Annotated in this window: 16 protein-coding genes; 5 read left to right on the top strand and 11 right to left on the bottom strand. The window is 57.7% G+C overall.

Features of this window, described 5'->3' with window-relative positions:
- Positions 1 to 20: 20 nt before the first annotated feature.
- From N1078_RS05495 to N1078_RS05485, 3 genes are read left to right on the top strand one after another with little or no spacing between them, the layout of a single operon-like run.
- A complete protein-coding gene (locus N1078_RS05495) occupies positions 21 to 1,193 on the top strand; it encodes an FAD-dependent oxidoreductase (protein ID WP_274087201.1) in 1,173 nt (390 codons plus the stop codon).
- Positions 1,193 to 2,008, top strand: coding sequence for an aldo/keto reductase (locus N1078_RS05490; RefSeq protein WP_274087200.1), 816 nt, complete (start codon positions 1,193 to 1,195; stop codon positions 2,006 to 2,008). Before N1078_RS05495 ends, N1078_RS05490 begins: the two co-directional genes overlap by 1 nt.
- Positions 2,009 to 2,068: 60 nt before the next feature.
- On the top strand, positions 2,069 to 2,965 hold the full coding sequence (locus tag N1078_RS05485; protein WP_274087199.1) for a metal ABC transporter ATPase: 897 nt from the start codon (positions 2,069 to 2,071) through the stop codon (positions 2,963 to 2,965).
- A 25-nt stretch (positions 2,966 to 2,990) separates the two neighbouring features.
- Here the strand turns inward: N1078_RS05485 and hldE are convergent, their stop codons facing one another.
- The 4 genes from hldE to msbA all read right to left on the bottom strand — a co-directional run bounded on the left by hldE (position 2,991) and on the right by msbA (position 8,597).
- Positions 2,991 to 4,412: a bifunctional D-glycero-beta-D-manno-heptose-7-phosphate kinase/D-glycero-beta-D-manno-heptose 1-phosphate adenylyltransferase HldE gene (hldE, locus tag N1078_RS05480; protein ID WP_274087198.1), complete on the bottom strand. Its 1,422-nt coding sequence runs from the start codon at positions 4,410 to 4,412 to the stop codon at positions 2,991 to 2,993.
- Positions 4,413 to 4,477: 65 nt separating this feature from the next.
- On the bottom strand, positions 4,478 to 5,878 hold the full coding sequence (locus N1078_RS05475; RefSeq protein ID WP_274087197.1) for a PIG-L deacetylase family protein: 1,401 nt from the start codon (positions 5,876 to 5,878) through the stop codon (positions 4,478 to 4,480).
- 2 nt (positions 5,879 to 5,880) lie between these two features.
- The gene (locus N1078_RS05470; RefSeq protein ID WP_274087196.1) at positions 5,881 to 6,777 is read right to left on the bottom strand and encodes a GNAT family N-acetyltransferase; all 897 of its coding nucleotides are present in this window, start codon (positions 6,775 to 6,777) and stop codon (positions 5,881 to 5,883) included.
- Positions 6,777 to 8,597: a lipid A export permease/ATP-binding protein MsbA gene (gene msbA, locus N1078_RS05465; protein WP_274087195.1), complete on the bottom strand. Its 1,821-nt coding sequence runs from the start codon at positions 8,595 to 8,597 to the stop codon at positions 6,777 to 6,779. The genes N1078_RS05470 and msbA overlap by 1 nt, the downstream gene beginning before the upstream one ends.
- A gap of 232 nt (positions 8,598 to 8,829) precedes the next feature.
- Here msbA and N1078_RS05460 point away from each other — a divergent pair, with 232 nt between their 5' ends.
- On the top strand, positions 8,830 to 10,017 hold the full coding sequence (locus tag N1078_RS05460) for an O-antigen ligase family protein (RefSeq protein ID WP_322949340.1): 1,188 nt from the start codon (positions 8,830 to 8,832) through the stop codon (positions 10,015 to 10,017).
- On the top strand, positions 10,017 to 10,652 hold the full coding sequence (locus N1078_RS19530; RefSeq protein ID WP_322949339.1) for a lipopolysaccharide kinase InaA family protein: 636 nt from the start codon (positions 10,017 to 10,019) through the stop codon (positions 10,650 to 10,652). The genes N1078_RS05460 and N1078_RS19530 overlap by 1 nt, the downstream gene beginning before the upstream one ends.
- An 11-nt stretch (positions 10,653 to 10,663) precedes the next feature.
- On the opposite strand, the gene N1078_RS05455 is transcribed toward N1078_RS19530, so the two are convergent.
- From N1078_RS05455 to N1078_RS05425, 7 genes are read right to left on the bottom strand one after another with little or no spacing between them, the layout of a single operon-like run.
- Positions 10,664 to 11,302, bottom strand: a complete 639-nt coding sequence (locus N1078_RS05455; protein ID WP_274087194.1) for a CatB-related O-acetyltransferase — start codon at positions 11,300 to 11,302, stop codon at positions 10,664 to 10,666.
- A 6-nt stretch (positions 11,303 to 11,308) separates the two neighbouring features.
- The gene (locus N1078_RS05450; protein WP_274087193.1) at positions 11,309 to 12,193 is read right to left on the bottom strand and encodes a glycosyltransferase; all 885 of its coding nucleotides are present in this window, start codon (positions 12,191 to 12,193) and stop codon (positions 11,309 to 11,311) included.
- Positions 12,190 to 13,341 (bottom strand): glycosyltransferase, encoded by a 1,152-nt coding sequence (locus tag N1078_RS05445; RefSeq protein ID WP_274087192.1) that lies wholly within the window; start codon positions 13,339 to 13,341, stop codon positions 12,190 to 12,192. The genes N1078_RS05450 and N1078_RS05445 overlap by 4 nt, the downstream gene beginning before the upstream one ends.
- Positions 13,341 to 14,222 carry a DUF6625 family protein gene (locus N1078_RS05440; RefSeq protein ID WP_337993310.1) on the bottom strand — a complete coding sequence of 294 codons (882 nt, stop codon included), beginning with the start codon at positions 14,220 to 14,222 and terminating at the stop codon, positions 13,341 to 13,343. Before N1078_RS05440 ends, N1078_RS05445 begins: the two co-directional genes overlap by 1 nt.
- A 31-nt stretch (positions 14,223 to 14,253) precedes the next feature.
- Positions 14,254 to 15,267, bottom strand: a complete 1,014-nt coding sequence (gene galE / locus N1078_RS05435; protein ID WP_274087190.1) for a UDP-glucose 4-epimerase GalE — start codon at positions 15,265 to 15,267, stop codon at positions 14,254 to 14,256.
- A 54-nt stretch (positions 15,268 to 15,321) separates the two neighbouring features.
- Entirely contained in the window at positions 15,322 to 16,473 is a 1,152-nt protein-coding gene (locus tag N1078_RS05430; protein ID WP_274087189.1) for a glycosyltransferase, read from the bottom strand.
- The gene (locus N1078_RS05425) at positions 16,460 to 18,214 is read right to left on the bottom strand and encodes a carbamoyltransferase family protein (protein ID WP_274087188.1); all 1,755 of its coding nucleotides are present in this window, start codon (positions 18,212 to 18,214) and stop codon (positions 16,460 to 16,462) included. Before N1078_RS05425 ends, N1078_RS05430 begins: the two co-directional genes overlap by 14 nt.
- Between the last annotated feature and the right edge of the window lie 14 nt (positions 18,215 to 18,228).

The following is an 18,228-nucleotide window of genomic DNA, read 5'->3' as shown; positions in this document are numbered from 1 at the left end:
TTTCCCGGTGAGACGCATGCATGTCCCAAGCATTAAGCACTGATGTTTTGATCGTTGGCGGCGGTGTTGCTGGCCTTTGGCTGAATGCGCGCCTGCGCCGCCAGGGCTTTGCCACCGTGCTGGTGGAAAATGCCAGTCTCGGCGGCGGACAGAGTGTGAAATCTCAAGGCATCATCCACGGCGGCGCCAAATACGCGCTGCACGGCGCACTCACCGGCGCCTCCGAAGCCATCGCCGACATGCCACGGCGCTGGCGTGAGGCCCTGGCCGGCAACGGCGAACTGGACCTCACCGGCGTACGCCTGCTTTCCGATGCCCACTACCTGTGGTCGCCCGGCAGCCTGGCCGGCAACATCACCAGCTTCTTCGCCAGCAAGGCCGTGCGCGGCCGGGTCGATCAGGTCAAGGGCGAGCAACTGCCACCGGCCCTGCAGCACCCGAAATTCAAGGGCAAGGTCTACCGCCTGGCCGAGTTGGTGCTGGATGTACCCAGCCTGATCAGCCGCCTGAGCGAACTGGCTGGTGATGGCCTGCTGGCTGCCGAGCGCATTGAACCCCTGCAGGAAAATGGCGAGCTGATCGGCCTAAGCGTCGACGGCCGCGAGATTCGCGCACAGCGCATCATCCTCAGCGCCGGCCGCGGCAACGCCGAGCTACTGAGCAGCCTGGGCCTGAGCCAGCCCGCGCAACAACTGCGCCCGCTGCATATGGTGCTGGTCAAAGGGCCAACCCTAAAACCACTGTACGCCCACTGTCTGGGTGGCGGACCGAAGCCGCGCGTGACGGTCACCACGCATCCGGGTGCCGACGGCCAGTGGGTTTGGTACCTGGGGGGCGATCTGGCCGAAGCCGATGGTGTCGCTCGCGATGAGGTCAGCCAGATCAAAGCAGCGCAGAAAGAACTCAGCGACTTGCTGCCCTGGGTCGACTTGTCCAGCGCCCAGTGGGCTACGCTGCGGGTGGAACGTGCCGAGCCGTCACAGTCCGGCCTGGTTCGCCCTGATAACGCCTTCGTGCATGAGCAAAACAAGCTGCTGGTCGGTTGGCCAACTAAACTGGCCCTGGCGCCAGACTTTGCTGATCGCGTACTGGCCGCACTAAGCCGTGACGGTATTCAGCCGACGCCGCACGCACCACTGCCCGAGCTGCCACGCCCGGCCATTGCCGCACCTGCCTGGGAGGAACTGTTCTGATGCATCCACTGCACAGCCTGCACAACTTGTACCGCCCGCTGGGCGCCACCGAGCTGCTGGTTTCGCCGCTGGGGTTGGGCACAGTCAAGCTGGGCCGCGACCAGGGCGTGAAGTACCCCAACGGCTTTACCATTCCCGATGACGCCGCCGCCCGCGAGCTGCTGGCCCAGGCCCATGATCTGGGCATCAATCTGATCGACACTGCGCCGGCCTACGGCACCAGCGAAACCCGCCTTGGTCCGCTACTCCGTGGCCAGCGCCAGCAATGGGTCATCGTCAGCAAGGTCGGTGAAGAGTTCGACAACGGCCAGTCGCACTTCGACTTCAGCCCGGCGCACACGCGTTTTTCCGTAGAGCGCAGCCTCAATCGACTAGAAACTGATTTTATCGACTTGGTATTGGTGCACTCAGACGGCAACGACGTGGCGATTCTGCGTGACAGCGGCGTGTACGAAACCCTGGCCGAACTTAAGCGCGAGGGTAAAATTCGCGGCTTCGGCCTTTCCGGCAAAACAGTTGAGGGCGGCCTGCTGGCACTGGAAACGGGCGATTGCGCCATGGTCACCTACAACCTCAATGAGCAGGCCGAGTTGGCCGTGCTGGATTACGCCGAACTGCACGGCAAAGGCATCCTGATCAAGAAGGCCCTGGCCAGCGGCCACGCCTGCCTGGCGGGCGAAGACCCGGTGCGTGCCAGCTTCGAACTGATTTTCGGCCACCCCGCCGCCACCAGCGCGATCATCGGCACCATCAACCCGCACCACCTGGCGCATAACGTCGCCACCGCGGCGGCTGTAATTCAGGATATTGCCTGAGCGCGCGCAACCCACTATCTGTGCCAAGCTCTCAGGCCTTAGCCGCCGCGAGGAGTTGCCATGCCGCGCACCCTGATCCGCAAAGACCCCAGCACCTTTAAAACCCTGCAACTGTTGGTCGAAGCCAGCCCAGAAGGCCTGAGCTACCAGAGCCTGGGCATGCCGCTGAATTTTGCGCAGATGCTGGAGAAGCGCAAGCCGGTAACAGTCACCGACTGCCAGCGCTTTACCGTGGAACTGGCGAACCTGGGCGTTTCAGTACGCCTGACCCTCAACTGGCAAGGTCGTGATTACTGGGTACTGGTGCGCCAACGTCGCGCCGACCGTGGCGATGTGGTGCTCAAGCTGATCTCAGGCTACGTACCGACCCATGAACTTAATCTGCCCTTGCTCACCGTGATTCAGGAAGTGGCAGAAGAGTGCCTGCTGGAAACGCCTGAAGGCTGGCTAGGCGGGCGTTTTGGCGACACCTGGCTGCCAACCCCTTACCAAAAGAGCCTGCACTATCGGGACAGCACGCACTTCAACCTCAGCGCGCTATCGGGTGCGGCGCGACCGGTGCAATGCGGCAACCTCAAACTGCTCGAACGCCCCCGCGCCTATGTGCACCTGCCAACCGCCTCGCTGCAGCTGGTGTACGACCTGCGCCTGGATCTGCCCAAGGAAACTCACCAGCTCAGCCTGCTGCATGTCGATGAACACCTGGAAGATGGCCAGCTGATCGCTCGCCTCAACCGCGCCCGTCCCGACCTGTTTCTGATCCCGTTGAACCAAGGCCGACCAACGGCCGAGCTACTGATCCTGAAGCAGGGCCAACTAGTGCCCGCCAGCACCCGCGGCCTGTGGTTAGCAGAAAGCTTCGCGCCTCAAGACGGTTGGCTGGTACGCGAGAAGCGCATCCGCTGGAAAGATTGGCTGGCCCAGCAAAACGGGACGCCACAAAAAAGCCCCGCCTAGGCAGGGCTTCATCGGCAGCAGACGCTTACTTGCTGCGGATTTTTTCGACAATCGCGGTGGTCGAGCTGTTTTCCACCAGCCCCAGCACCCGCACTTCACCACCGTAGGCCGTGACAATGTCGGCGCCCACCACCTGTTCAATACCATAATCACCGCCCTTGACCAGCACATCTGGCTGGACCGCACGCAATAGGTTTTCCGGTGTGTCTTCGCTGAAGCTCACCACCCAATCAACGGCGCCAAGACCCGCCAAAACAGCCATGCGTCGGTCTACAGCATTAATCGGCCGACCTGGACCCTTTAAGCGGCTGACTGAAGCATCATCGTTAACCGCCAGCACCAGGCGATCACCTTGGGCGCGCGCTTGTTCCAGATAGGTCACATGGCCGGCATGCAGGATGTCAAAGCAGCCGTTGGTGAAGACGATCTTCTCGCCATGGGCGCGGGCGTCTTCAATGGCCAACAGCAATTGATCCAGGCTCAACACGCCGCGCTCGGAACCGGCCTCACGCTGAATCGCACGGCGCAGCTCCGGCGCACTAATCGCAGCAGTACCTAACTTGCCCACCACAATACCAGCGGCCAGGTTGGCCAACGCCACGGCATGCGGCAACTCCTCGCCGGCAGCCAGACTGGCGGCCAGGGTGGAAATCACCGTATCGCCGGCACCGGTGACATCGAAGACTTCCCGCGCACGCGCCGGCAGATGAAGGGCCGGATGCTGCGGGCGCAGCAGGGTCATACCATGCTCGCCACGGGTGACCAACAAAGCCCCCAAATCCAGCTCGGTCATCAATGCCGCGCCCTTGGCCACCAACTCGGCCTCATCATGACACTGGCCGACGATGGCCTCGAACTCGCTGAGGTTCGGGGTAATCAGGCTGGCGCCGCGATAGATGGAGAAGTCCTTACCTTTAGGGTCGGCCAGCACGGCAATGCCTTTGCTACGCGCCAGCTGCACCAAGGCCTGATGGTTCTGCAGCGCGCCCTTGCCATAATCGGAAAGGATCAACACCTTGATACCGTCCAGCTGTGCCTCGACGCTGGCGGCCAACGCGGCGCTGTCGGTGCGAAACGGCTCTTCGAAGTCCATGCGCAGCAACTGCTGATGACGGCTCATCACGCGCAGCTTGACGATGGTGGGCTGATCTTTGATGCACTGAAACAGGGTTTTCACACCGACCGCGTGCAAGCTGTTACTCAGGCTATCCGCGGCCTCATCCTTACCGGTCACACCGATCAAGACTGCCGGCGCACCCAGGGCCGCGATGTTCAACGCTACGTTGGCGGCACCACCTGGACGATCCTCAATCTGCTCAACCTTTACCACCGGCACTGGCGCTTCCGGCGAGATCCGTGAAGTGCCGCCATGCCAATAACGATCGAGCATGACATCGCCGACCACCAGAACGGCGGCCTGGTCGAAACGCGGCATGGACAATTTCATAAAAACTCCAGAAGCGGCTGATGCAAATCGCCGCAGATCATAACATTTGCAGGTCAAAACGCCGGCTAGCCGCCGAGCGTACGCACCCAAAATAATTCATGGCGGCGCACGGCCTTGCGGAAGAACTCATCGTCACCGGTTGCCGGCCAACGGCGCCCCACCAGTACACGTTGAATCAGCCGGCGGATACGCCGTTTGAGCGGTAATGCGCCTTGCAAGTCATGCTGCATGGCTAAGGCCATGGCCTTATCCAACTGCTGCGCAGCATTCAGAGCCGGGCTCCACAAACCATCTGCCGGCAGCGCTTCAATGGCCGGCGGCAAAGCAATGCCGAAGCCCGCCGGGCCCATGGGCCAGCGGTCGTTGTCATGCAAGTGGTTGGCGTACAGCAGTAGCGTTTTCGGCTTCCAGGCACTCAGTTCAATCGCCTCCAGCAGTGCCTGGGTGCTGGCCACATGGTCGCTGTGTGGGTCCAGCTGCGGATGCGGTGTGACCACCACCTCTGGCCGAAAGTGCTCAAAGCTCGCCGCTAAATCGGCCAATAGGTTGCGCCAGCTAGGCACGCCGTCTGCATCGCCGGGCAACTGGATAGCGTTGCCGGCACGCACGCTACGGATATCACTCTCGCCGGACTCACGCGAACCAACGCCCAGCTCAGGCTGCGCCTGCATGGCAGGTAATTGCAGGCAGTAATAACCCAGCTGTACACATTGGCTTTGCGGCACGCCGCCCCACAGCGGAACTGCCAGGCTATCCCAAGCACGCAAGCGCCCTTTGAGGCGGGCTGCACCGGCCTGATCAAGGCCCAGCGCTTCATAGGGCTTAGCCTCAATCTCGCCCTGGGTCAGGGTCACAATGCTGACATCCACGACCCGACTATAGAGCCCGAACGCCGCCAACTCCGCATCATCAGCATGCGGGGCTATGACCATCAGCCGTTGCGCGGCGTAATTCGGGTTGCTCAGGGCATACAGAGTGACCACTGGCTCAATACTGCAGAAGCGGCCTCGCACCTGCAGCTTGCCGCTGTTCAACAGCTCGTTTTGACCTGACAGGTTCAGGTAGCGGCGGCCATTCACACCGCGCTCAAAGTCCTGCCGATCCGCCCCCACCAGCACAAAAGGGTCCAGCCAGCGGCCCAGCCAGCTGGTCTTGAGCTGCACTTGGAGAATCAGGGTATCGGCCGCAACAATATCTGCATCCAACCGCAGGCAGCCTGCCTCGATGCGCCCTGCAAACGCGGGCACTCCGTCAGCAAAGTTGTAGCTGTAGTCATCACTCGGGGCATAAAACAGGTGATCAGCAAACCACGCCTCATGCGCCACCCAGCCCAGTAACAGGAGCAATGGCAACCACCACCAGGCGACTACAACGGCCATCACCAGCAGTACGACCAAAGCTAGCAGCAGGGCGATGCGCTTTTGCCGGCGATGCCGCTTGAGCAGGGTTTGCTTGCGTGCAGACATAATCAGACCTGATAGACCGGCACACGGTTGCACCAGCGATCTTTATATTCGCGATCAGCACGACCAAAGGAATAGCGCAACGGTTTACCCAGGGCTCGCGCTTCGGCCCAGGCCGTTTGGGTATTGATAAAACTGAGCACGCTGCCTGGGCTGAACTCGCGGTTTTGCGGGTCAACGCCGCCGTTGATGTACTCCAGGCTGACCCATTGCGGGGCCTCGACACGGTAGAGTATCTGGATAGCCACCGGCTGATCATTCAGGTAGATCAGCGAACCGGTCATAAACTCGCGCATCAGCCCGAACACCTCGGCGAGATGGGCCATGCCTGTCGCCTCAAAACCCCAGCGACGCTGAAAGAGATCGGCGTAAACCAGTGCCTGCTCGACGGCGGACAACTCCAGCATAGGCCGCACAAAGCCACCAGCCTCCTCCAGCAAACGCTGCTCGCGGCGCTGGTTGTAGCGGAATTTCTTGCTGTATTCCTCAGGCTCGCGAGCCAGCGCCAAACCTTCCGGCTGCTCACGAATGCCGAGCGCCTGCTCGGCATTCAAAGGCGACAGGTAGCGCACTTTATGACGCAGAGGTACGCGCACGTCACTGGCCAACGGCAGGATAATTTCAGCGTTACCCAAGTCAAACAGCCCGCGTTTACCGTGCTGCTTAAGTACATCCTTGGACAACGCCAGATGACGCCCCCAGACGGGCAAGGCCGCACGTATCTCGCCCTGCTCAAACCAGCCCAAATAGCTCACCGGCAAGCCGGCAAGGCCCGCCAGACGCTCAATGACCTGCGGATGGGTGGCCACACTGCCGCCAAAGCGCTGCCAGGCCTCGGCATAAGTGACGGCATCGATAGGCGTCCAGCCGCGCTCACGCCAGGCGCGTAAATGACTGAGCATCAGGCGTCGTGCTCCAACGACACAGCACCACCGCCCTCAACAAAATCTTTTTCATGCAGACGCGCGTAGTAACCGTTCTGCGCCAGCAACTCGGCATGCGTGCCACGCTCGACGATACGCCCCTGATCCATCACCAAAATCAGATCAGCCTTCTCGATAGTGGACAGCCGGTGGGCGATCACCAGAGTCGTACGACCCTTCATCACCTCATCCAGCGCGGCCTGGATATGTCGCTCCGACTCGGTGTCGAGAGCAGAAGTGGCCTCATCGAGAATCAATAGCGGCGCGTTTTTCAACAATGCCCGGGCAATTGCCAGACGCTGGCGCTGACCGCCCGACAACAGCACGCCGTTTTCACCGACGAGGGTGTCATAGCCTTGCGGCATCTTCTCAATAAACTCGGCGGCATAAGCGGCCTCTGCCGCCTTACGCACGTCTTCCAGCGGCGCACCCTGTAAATCGCCATAGGCGATGTTATTGGCCACCGTGTCGTTAAACAGGGTTACGTGTTGGGTAACCAAGGCGATATGACGACGCAGGTTTAACAACTTGTAGTCTTCAACATCCAGGCCATCGAGCAAAATCTGCCCTTGATCATGGTGATAAAAGCGCGGAATAAGGTTCGCCAGTGTCGACTTACCACTGCCCGAGCGCCCCACGAGAGCGACCATTTGCCCGGGCTCAGCGACAAAACTGATGTCATTCAGAACGGGCTTATCGCTGCCCTCATACTGAAAACTCAGGTTGCTCACCTCCAACCGCCCGTTTACCCGCTCACGCTCCTGAGTGCCGTGATCCACTTCGGGGGCTTCATCCAACTGCTCGAAAATACTCTCCGCGCCAGCCACGCCCTTTTGAATGGTTGAGCTCACCTCAGACAGCTGACGAATCGGTTTCGGCAGCAGGCCTGCCAGAGTGATGTAAGCAACCAGGTCGCCAGCACTGGCATCGCCGCGCATAAACAGCACCAGAAACATCAGCACTGCCATAGCGCTGTAAATCACCAACTGCAGCATCGGTGTATAAACCGCGGATGTCTTAGTCATGCGCAGCTGTTTTTCCGTATTACTGCTACTCGCACCGAGAAACCGCTGTTGCTCGTAGGCTTCACCGCCAAAACTGCGCACAACCCGATACCCTTGAATGGTTTCCGAGGCCACATGGGTGACATCCCCCATAGCCACTTGAATTTTCTTGCTTTGCTTGCGGAATTTTTTGCTCGCGCTACTTACCATGAGACCGATCACCGGCAGGATGGCGACCATTACCAAGGTCAACATCCAGTTCATCCACAGCAACGTGGCGAACAGGAAAACCACCGTCATGCCTTCGCGGATGACCACTTTGATCGCATCCGTAGCAGCCCCGGTGACCATGGTCACGTTAAAAGTAATCCGTGAAATCACATGCCCGGAATTGTGGCTATCAAAATAACGATTGGGCAGCGTTAGTAAATTATTGAACAGCGCCACACGTAGGTCATGCACCAGTCCCAGCGAGACCTTAGCTAGAAAGTAGTTTCCCAAGAAAGAGCCGACACCTTGCCAAAAGGCAATCAACACAATAAGCAGAGGCACAGCCTGCACCAATTGCAAATCCCTAAGGTAGGGCACGCTAGGGAACAGGCTCGCATCCGGATTGGAAAGGCCATCAACAAAGTATTTGAGGATGTAACCGAGCATCGGCTGAGTCGAGGCAAAGATCAAAAAGCCCACAATACTCAGCGCAAAAAAACCAAGGTAAGGACGGATATAAGTGAGCAAGCGCAGATAGATTTTCAGGCTCGATGAAGCGCCCTGACTTGCAGCTTTTCCACTCATAAACACGCCCATAATCGGTAAAAACGGGATATTAACATAGCCCGCCCAACCTGCGATTAGGCCCACTGGGAACCGTGTATGCGGTAAAAGCGCATAAGTGGCCTACTCGCCCAGCAAAGCAGTTATCGCCATGCTGTCAAAGACGGCTTGGAAGAAAGTCGAACCAGCCAAGAAAAGGCCTGACTTGATCCTGTAGAATCGCGACTCACTGCCGAACTGGACTTAAGCATAGATGCACACACAGATCGACTCACGGACACAGCAAGCACACGCCCTCATTTGCAATTGGTTACTGCCTGCAGGCTTTGTCGTTCTGCTCATCGGACTGGCCGCCCTGCCTGAGCGCAGCCTTTATCACAAGGCTTTCTACGCGCTTATAGCCGCGCCCACATTAATTGCCCTAGCATTGCGCCCCCGCATCTGCGTAGCGCTCTTGCGAGAGCCTGTGATCATCGCTTTATTAATGTTCTCGACCTGGGCCTTGATCAGCATTAGCTGGTCAGACACCGAGCGGTCCTTCGGCACGCTATTCAAGCGCCCGCTCTATATTTTTATGCTGTTTGCCGCCTGTGCGCTGATAGCGCTGCAAGCCCATACAAGACTCGCCCAAAGCACACTACTCGCGGCTGTATTGATGCTGCCGCTAACCGCCTACAGCCTGATGATATTCATGACCAACGCAACTCCGGGCGAACGGCTGATTGGCTTCGGCGCCCTAGACAACCCCCTGCTGAGTTCGCATGTGTTCGGCTTTTTTTGCGCGTTCTGGCTGGCACTAAGCATGACCCTAAGCCCTCGCCAAAGTTGGCTCGCACTAATTGCCGCAACCTTAATGGGAATGGCGCTGCTAGCCACAGGCTCACGCACGCCACTTGTGGCAACCGCACTGACCTGTGCCTGGTTGATAGTCGCGTGCTGGAGTAAACGCTCAGTTGGGCTGCTGCTCTTCGGCGCACTGGGGGCACTGGCTCTAATCGTGCTTTACCCCGAAGTTTTGTCTAGTCGTGGCCTGTCTTATCGGCCCGAACTGTGGGCCAAAACCCTCAGCATGGTTATTCAACAGCCTTGGCAGGGATTCGGCTTTGGTGCGCACCTGACGATATTTATCGCTGATCTCAAAATGAGCTTTAGTGAGCCCCACAACTTTGCACTGGGGGTACTGTATTACACCGGTATTATCGGCCTGGTCCTTTGGCTCGCTATGCACGGACTGGCCCTCTTCCAGTGCTGGAAGCACCGAAGCAACTACTTGTTCATCGTTTGTGGGGCGCTGCTGGTTTACGGCATAGGTGCCGGCCTAACGGAAGGGGGCGGCATCCTGTCAAGGCCCAAAGAACACTGGCTGGTAACCTGGATTCCCTTGGCACTGATTGCAGCTCTGACTATTCGCACTCGGCAAGCACAAGGAGCCCTGCGCTAATGCAAACGCTTTCCCAGCCTGAGCTGACTGCACTCTCAGCCAACGCAAGCGTGCTTGAAGTCGACGGCCTTGGGCCAAAAGTGCTGAAGTTAGCAGACGGTAGTTTTCTCAAACTGTTCCGTAAACGCTCTGTATTTTCCCGCGAAACCCTCAAGCCTTACGCCAAACGCTTTGCAGAGAACGCTGCTCGCCTACAAAAGCTGGGGTTTAGCAGCCCGAAAATCATCCAGGTGTATAGGTTGGTTGACCCAGTCAATAAAACTGCTGTGCATTACTGGCCGCTCCCCGGAGAAACCTTACGCCACATACTGAGCAACAGCTGTAGTGAGCGACGCCAGGAGCTTGTAGAGCTGTTTGGGGAGCTGCTTGCCAAACTGCATGGCAGCGGCGTCTACTTCCGCTCGGTGCACCTGGGCAACGTACTGGTACAACCTGACGGACAGCTGGGTTTGATTGACCTCGCCGACATGCGCATAAGCCACTTTGCACTGAGCCTGCATAAGCGTCAGCGCAACCTGAAGCACATGCGCCGCTATGTCGACGACCAGAAGTGGTTGTTCGAAGAACACCGTGACGCACTAAAAGCAGGCTATAGCCGCATCGCCAAGCAGCAGGCACTCAAGCTGTTTACGTAATTTGTAGAAACCTACAGCGCTTTAGCCTTCTGCGCCGAACGCTGCCGAGCATACTGCAGAAAGCTATCGAGCTGATCACTGCACAACAGTGGGCTGATGCTACGCACCTCCTGCTCTGGCCACTCCCACCAAGCAGCCTCAAGCAGCGCTGCGCAGAGCTCTGGAGCAAAACGCCAGCGAATATGCCGCGCTGGATTGCCAGCGACAATGGAGTAGGGCGCCACATCCCGACTCACCACTGCGCCGGCAGCAACCACGGCACCATGCCCCACAGTAACCCCTGACAGAATCACGCTATTGGTGCACAGCCATACATCACTGCCGATCACCACATCACCCCGGCTCACGGCATAGCCTTGGATATGCTGAGCCTCTTCAACCATCGCGGGAAACGGATAGGTTGTGAGCCAATCACTGCGATGATGGCCGCCCAGAAAAATCTCCACATGCTCGGCAATAGATGTGTAACTACCGATCTTTAACGTGGCCCCTTCCTGCCAATCATGCACGATAGGTATGCCGTAAGTCCCCAGACCGACTTGGTAGTGCGGATAGCGCTGAAGAAACTTCGCAGGGCCACGCTGCAATTTAGGCAGCATCCGCAGTTGTTTTTTGGCCCGCTTGGCCAAAAAACGCGCCCACACTCCCATAACCAATCAGCCCTTCTCCAAGGGAGAAAAGTACAGGCGCATGAGGCCACGCCATGTTTTCTTCGACCACTGTTTAAACGGGATCTGCGCCAATAACTCGCGCGCCAACTGACGATCACGGTTGGAGCATTTAAGAAACATGGAGCTGAGAAAACGCGTACGGACAAACTCATACTGCGGATGATCGCTGTACAACGCATAAATACGCAGGATGCTGCTGATCATAAAACGGTGGTTTTTGTACGAATTAGTAGCATGCTTACGGTAACGCGCCAACACTTCGCCCAGGCAGTCGATGTAGTAGCCGGCATGGGTGATTTTCAGCTCAATGGCCAGATCCTCCAGACGAATCTCAGGATCGAAGCCGCCTACTTTCTCCAATGCCTCCTTGCGGATCATCAAGGTTGTGGCGGGCGCATAAGGTTTACGCTCCATAAACACATCATCGAAGTCCATCCGCCGAAACGGCACATCGCGGCGCTGGCGAGACTCGGGAAATAGTGTGCCCTGAGAATCAATCAACTCGATATTGCCGGCGCAGATTCCCACTTCGGGCTTATCCGCCATGTAAGCCACCTGTTTGGCCAGACGCTCGGGGAGCATCACATCATCCGAGCCGAACGGCACAATCAACTCACCTTTGGCGCGAGCGATTGCTGAGTTCAACGTGCGGGTTAGCCCTTGGTTCTGCTGCACCTGAAAATCGAAGCCATGCTCGGCCTGCAAGCGCCGGATACGCTCAACGCTGTCATCGGTAGAACCATCATCCACTACCAAAAGTTCAACATGCGGATAAGTTTGCCCCAACACACTGAGAATACACTCTTCGATATAGGGAGCGTGGTTGTAGGAGGCAATAATGACGCTAACAAGCTGGGAACTCTGACTCATTGGGAGGCACTCGCCTGATTCAGCGACTCGTCGATGAGCTGCCGATACTGCTGACGGAAGGTTTCGATATCGTGATTGGCACACAAATAGGCATAGGCCTGCTCACCCTTGGCCTGCAACTGCTCATCACTCAACTGTAAATAGCTGTTGAGCGCCTGACTCAGCGCGTCGACGTCAGTCGGCGGCACAGCGATACCACCCGCCCCCTCGATCAGCGGCAGCATCGCCGGCACATTCGAGGCAATCACCGGCAAGTGCCCGCTCATGCCTTCCAGCAACGCCAAGCCCAGGCCTTCAGCCAGCGACGGCATGGTCCAGATATCAAAAGCACGAACATACTGCAGCGCATTTTCACGAAAACCGAGCAGATGAACCCGCCCACCGAGACCAAGCCGCTCAACCTCAGCCAGCAGCCGCGACTCTTCACGCCCCTTACCGATAATGGCTAATTGTGCCTGCGGGTAAAGATCTTTGAGTTTGGCAAACGCTTGGAGCAGGTAGGTATGTCCTTTAACCGGCACCAGACGCCCAAGTGCGCCCACCAAGCGCGCATTGGGGTCAAGCCCCAACAGGCGGCGAGCGTCTTCGCGCGAATGCTGCAAAGCGGCGGCCTGCTCAATATCAATGGCGTTAGTGATGGCCACCGTATTGTGCTCGGTAAAGCCGCACGCACAGTCCAGCAAGTATTGCTTAACCGCCGGCGACACACCCACGAAACGCCAGGCCGTATCGATCAGGCGCCTGGCTTGTCGGCGCCGGTAAAAACGGTCGTACTCACCAAACCCGTGAGAGATGCCGATACACAGTGGAATCTTTAACCAACGGTTGAGCTGCAGCATCATATTGACTGGCTTAAAGCGGTTACAGATCACCACATCGAACTGCTCGGCGCGACAAAACTGATAGAGCTGCCACATGGCCCGCAACCGCAGTCCTTTGAGCTGCTTATCGGCGAACTCAAAATACACTGAGCGCGCGGCTCGACTAACGGGCTCGCCCGGCTGCGGCTTACCACGCAAGAATGCCGCGACCACTTCATAGCGCTCACCCGGCAAGGCTTTCACGATCTGCTCGGCCAAATCGGCGAAGTCATGCGCCTTAACGTTGTAGTCCGGCTGTAGCTGTAAAACCTTGATACGCCTAGGCATTATTGTTCACGCTCGAAGCCCTGCGGGCTGATTGACCAAGACGGGCTCAGAGCAAAACTAGTCGATGCTTGCAATTGCTCCGGCGGCAACTGATCCCAGCCGTGGCGCTTCCACACGATAAAGTGGAAATAAGGAAATTCGCGCGAACCATCCTGATCGTTGGTCAATTTTCCCTTATTCCAATACCACTTTTGCGGAAAGTTACGACTACCGTCATGCCAATCGATACGCGCATAAGGGGTGCTGTAGGCCTCAACAAACTCACTGCGCCGATACCAGGGGTTGAACAACGTCCCGAGTATTTTCTGCAAAAAATCTGGCAGATTCTTGTTACGCAAGAATAGTCGGGTAAAGGCGCCCTCATCTAAAGCCTGATGCTGCGGGTCACAGAACCGCTGCCTCCAGCTCGGCATGCGCTTGAACGCATCACGCATACGCGGGGTATTCCGGATCAGACACAAATGCCCCGATACACGCCGCGCGTGGGTTGAATAAAGATCATGCGACTGCAAGCGCTCAGCGGTGAAATAGGCACGCAAGTCACCATAAACCAAATCAATATCGCCAAAGCCCCAAAAGTCGTAGCCCTGTAGATCCGCTTCATGAATCAAACCAAATGCCGGGCGGATATCGCAGAGCTTATAAGCCTGTGTGGGACGAAAATCGATATCAAGCCGACTTGACACATGCTGGCAGTAGTCCGCGAAACTCATCGAGACCACACGGACATTCTCCGGACAGTTATCCAGCGGCGCACAGTCGCTATAAAACAACCATTCGACACTCGGGTTAAGCCGACAGCTCTGCAGAAAGAACGGCATCCAAAACGGCCATTTACCAAAATAGGGCATCACGAGACAGATGCTTGGTGACGTACTCATACAGTTCCTTCGCAACAAGTCCAAATAACCATCATCGATAACCTTGCGGATTCTTACTTTGCCAGCGCCAGGTATCGGCCATCATGCTGGCCAAACTACGCTCAGCTTTCCATCCCAGCTCACGCTCAGCCTTACTCGGCTCGGCCCAATTGGCAGCGATATCGCCAGGACGACGCGGCCCGATGATGTAATGCACTGAACGCCCACATGCCTGCTCAAAAGCACTAATCACCTGCAGCACTGAATAACCTTTACCGGCACCTAGGTTCCACACCGAACAGCCCTTGTGGCGGCTAATAAACTGCAATGACCGCACGTGCCCCTGTGCCAGATCAACTACATGGATATAGTCGCGGATACAGGTTCCGTCCGGGGTGGGGTAGTCATTGCCATGCACTTGCAAGCAATCCAGCTTTCCGACAGCCACCTGGCTCAGATAAGGCAGTAGGTTATTCGGAACACCCAAAGGGTCTTCGCCGATCAAACCACTTGGATGCGCCCCAACCGGATTGAAGTAACGCAAGATAGCAATCGACCAACGCGTATCGGCACGCTGCACATCATGCAGCAGATGCTCCACCATCAGCTTGCTACGCCCATAAGGACTGGTTGGCTCTGCTACAGGACAGCTCTCATCTACTGGCACCTGAGCCGGATCGCCATAAACAGTTGCCGATGAGCTGAACACCAGCTGAAATACCCCCGCATCAGCCATTGCTTGGCACAAGTTAAGGGTGCCAGCCACATTGCAAGCGTAATAGTCCAGCGGCTGCCGCACACTTTCACCGACAGCCTTAAGCCCGGCAAAGTGCACCACGGCATCCACTTGCTGCTGAGCGAAGAGCCGATCAAGCAATGCTCTATCACGAATATCGCCCTGAACAAACTGTAGTGACCGCCCGGCTATTGCCTGAATACGCCGCAGGGCCTCCAACGAGCCATTGCACAGATTATCCAACACCACCACATCGTGACCGGCTTGCAACAACTCCAGTACGGTATGTGAGCCGATATAACCAGCCCCGCCTGTTACCAGTAATCTCATCGCACGCTCACTCGTCATCACGCACTGGCCCCCAAGGACAGAGGCATATCACGCTCAAAACGGCTCACCCATCTGGAAAGGTCGCATGGCAGCCAGCCCCCAGAAAACCTCACTCACAGCACGGTCAGAAAACCGCTCCTGCAAGCGCGCGAACATAAGCGACTCGGTGCGCTCTCGCTGGGTCGCGGATATAACCGAGAATTGCTCCAGCATGGCCGCCAACGCAGCGGCATCAGCGAACCCAAACAACCCGCCGGCATCCCCCACCACTTCAGGCCCACCACCGCAATCACTGGCGATAACAGGTACACCGGCAGCCATAGCTTCCAACAACACCATGCCGAAAGGCTCGTGATCCGAGGATAAAGCAAAGAGGTCAAACGCCTTGAAGTAACGCCGGCCATTCGCCACCTGCCCGACAAAACGCACGGCATCACTCACACCCAACTCCACAGCCAGGGTCTTGAGCTGCGTTTCCAGTCGACCACTGCCCATGATCACCAATAGACTGCCCTTGGGCAGTTGTGGCAATGCTTGGGCAAATCCACGGATCAACGTAGCCTGATCCTTATCTGGATGCAGACGCCCGACATTGCCGACAACCCAAGCATCCTGAGGCAAGCCGAGGTGCTCGCGGGCGTCGTGACGGGAGACCTGAGCAGCCTGTACGGCGGCAATGTCGATACGGTTGTACAGGGTCTGGATACGCTCAGCCGGCCAGCTCGGTAAGCAGGCACGCATGTCATCACGCACCGCATCGGATACACCAAGCAACGCCAAGCGCTTCTTGAAGGCATTAGCGAACAGCCGACGTGATAAGCGCTGATAATCGCCAAACGCATGGTGTACGCCGATCACCGGCAAATCGCTACCCAGCAAGGCGATATAAATCGGCTTGAAGCGATGAGCGATACACAGCTTGAATTCGTGCGCAGCGACGATGCGCTTGAGATCACGAATCGCCTTGAGCTTGAGGCCGCGCACTTCGCGACTGGAGTAGTCGAGGAAAATCACCTCGTCAGAAGCCGAGCCCTGCTCGACCTCTGCACTTGGTTTGCCGGTCAGGTAAACCGTACAAACCTTATAACGGGTGCCGATAAACAACGCGGCGTACTGCCGCGCACAGTCGAGGAAGGGACCGTCGTAGCCGTGGCAGAACTGCAACACCCACGGCTGCCCGGTCACTGCGTCCTCAGACGTTGTCATACCAATCCTTGCCATCCTTGACCACCAGAATATCTTCCATGATCAGGTACTGCAGGTCGGAGCCGTAGAACATGTTCAGCGCGTCGGTTGGCGAGCAGATCATCGGCTCACCGCGGCGATTGAGCGAGGTGTTCAGCGACACGCCGTTGCCGGTAAGTTTTTCCAGTTCGAGCATCATGTCGTAGTAGCGCGGGTTGTATTCGCGCTTGAGCACCTGGGCACGCGAGGTGCCGTCTTCGTGGACCACTTCGCCGACGCGGGTCTTCCACTCGTCGTTGACTTCGAAGGTGAAGGTCATGAACGGGCTCGGGTGGTCGACCTTGAGCATCTGCGGGCCGACGGTGTCGAGCATCGACGGGCAGAACGGCCTCCAGCGCTCGCGGAACTTGATCTGTTCGTTGATGCGATCAGCCACGCCCGGCACGCTCGGGCAACCGATGATCGAACGACCGCCGAGGGCCCGTGGACCGAACTCCATGCGGCCCTGGAACCAGGCCACCGGGTTAGCGTCGACCATGATCTTGGCGATGCGCTGCGGCATGTTGTCGATGCGTTTGAACACCGGCTTGCTCGGGTGACGAGCACAGGCGGCGATCACGTCTTCGTTGGAGTAGGACGGGCCGAGATAGACATGCTCCATCTTCTCCACCGGCACGCCGCGCTGGTGCGAGATGTAGGCGGCAGCACCCACTGCAGTACCGGCGTCGCCGGACGCCGGCTGCACGAACAGCTCCTTCACGTCATCGCGGGCAATGATTTTCTGGTTGAGCTTAACGTTCAGCGCACAGCCACCGGCGAAAGCGATCTTGCCGGTTTCGCGGATGATGTCGCCGAGATAGTGCTCCATCATTTGCAGCGCCAGCTTCTCGAACAATGCCTGCATGCTGGCGGCGTAATGGATGTAGGGGTCGTCGGCGATGTCGCCTTCGCGCTTAGGCCCCAGCCACTCGATCAGCTTCTTGGAGAAATAGAAGCCTTTGCCGTTTTCTTTATAACGGCGCAGGCCGATGACGTTGGCGTACTCGGTGTTGATCACCAACTCGCCGTTTTCGAACTTGGCCAAGCGTGAGAAGTCGTACTTGCTGGCATCGCCGTAGGGGGCCATGCCCATCACTTTGAACTCGCCGTCGAGCATTTCAAAGCCAAGGAACTCAGTAATCGCGCCATATAGGCCGCCCAACGAATCCGGATCGAAGAATTCTTTGATCTTGTGAATCTTGCCGTTCTCGCCGTAGCCAAAGAAGGTGGTGGCGTACTCACCCTTACCGTCTATGCCAAGAATCGCGGTCTTCTCGGTAAAACCCGAGCAGTGGTAGGCACTGGCGGCATGGGCCAGGTGGTGCTCGACCGGCTCGATCTTGATTTTCTTCAGGTCAAAGCCGAGCTGCTGCAGGCACCACTGAATGTGCTTGTAGTAGCGCTTGTAGCGGCGGTTGCCCATCAGGATCGCATCAAGCGCGCGGTCCGGTGCATACCAGTAGCGCTTGGCATACTGCCAGCGAGCCTTCTCGAAGATGCTGATCGGGGCAAACGGAATCGCCACCACATCAACATCAGACGGCTTGATCCCAGCCTGCTCCAGGCAGAACTTGGCCGATTCATAGGGCATGCGGTTCTTCGCGTGCTTGTCGCGCACGAAGCGCTCTTCTTCGACGGCGGCGATCAGCTTGCCGTCGATATACAGGGCGGCGGAAGGGTCATGGCTGAGGGCGCCGGACAGGCCGAGAATGGTCAGTGCCACTGGTTTTGCCTCTT

Origin of the sequence: Pseudomonas sp. MIL19 (assembly GCF_028680365.1) — a bacterium.
GTDB classification, from domain to species: domain Bacteria; phylum Pseudomonadota; class Gammaproteobacteria; order Pseudomonadales; family Pseudomonadaceae; genus Aquipseudomonas; species Aquipseudomonas spirodelae.
The sequence above is the reverse complement of the archived record's forward strand: the minus strand, read 5'-3'. Positions and strand labels throughout refer to the sequence as shown.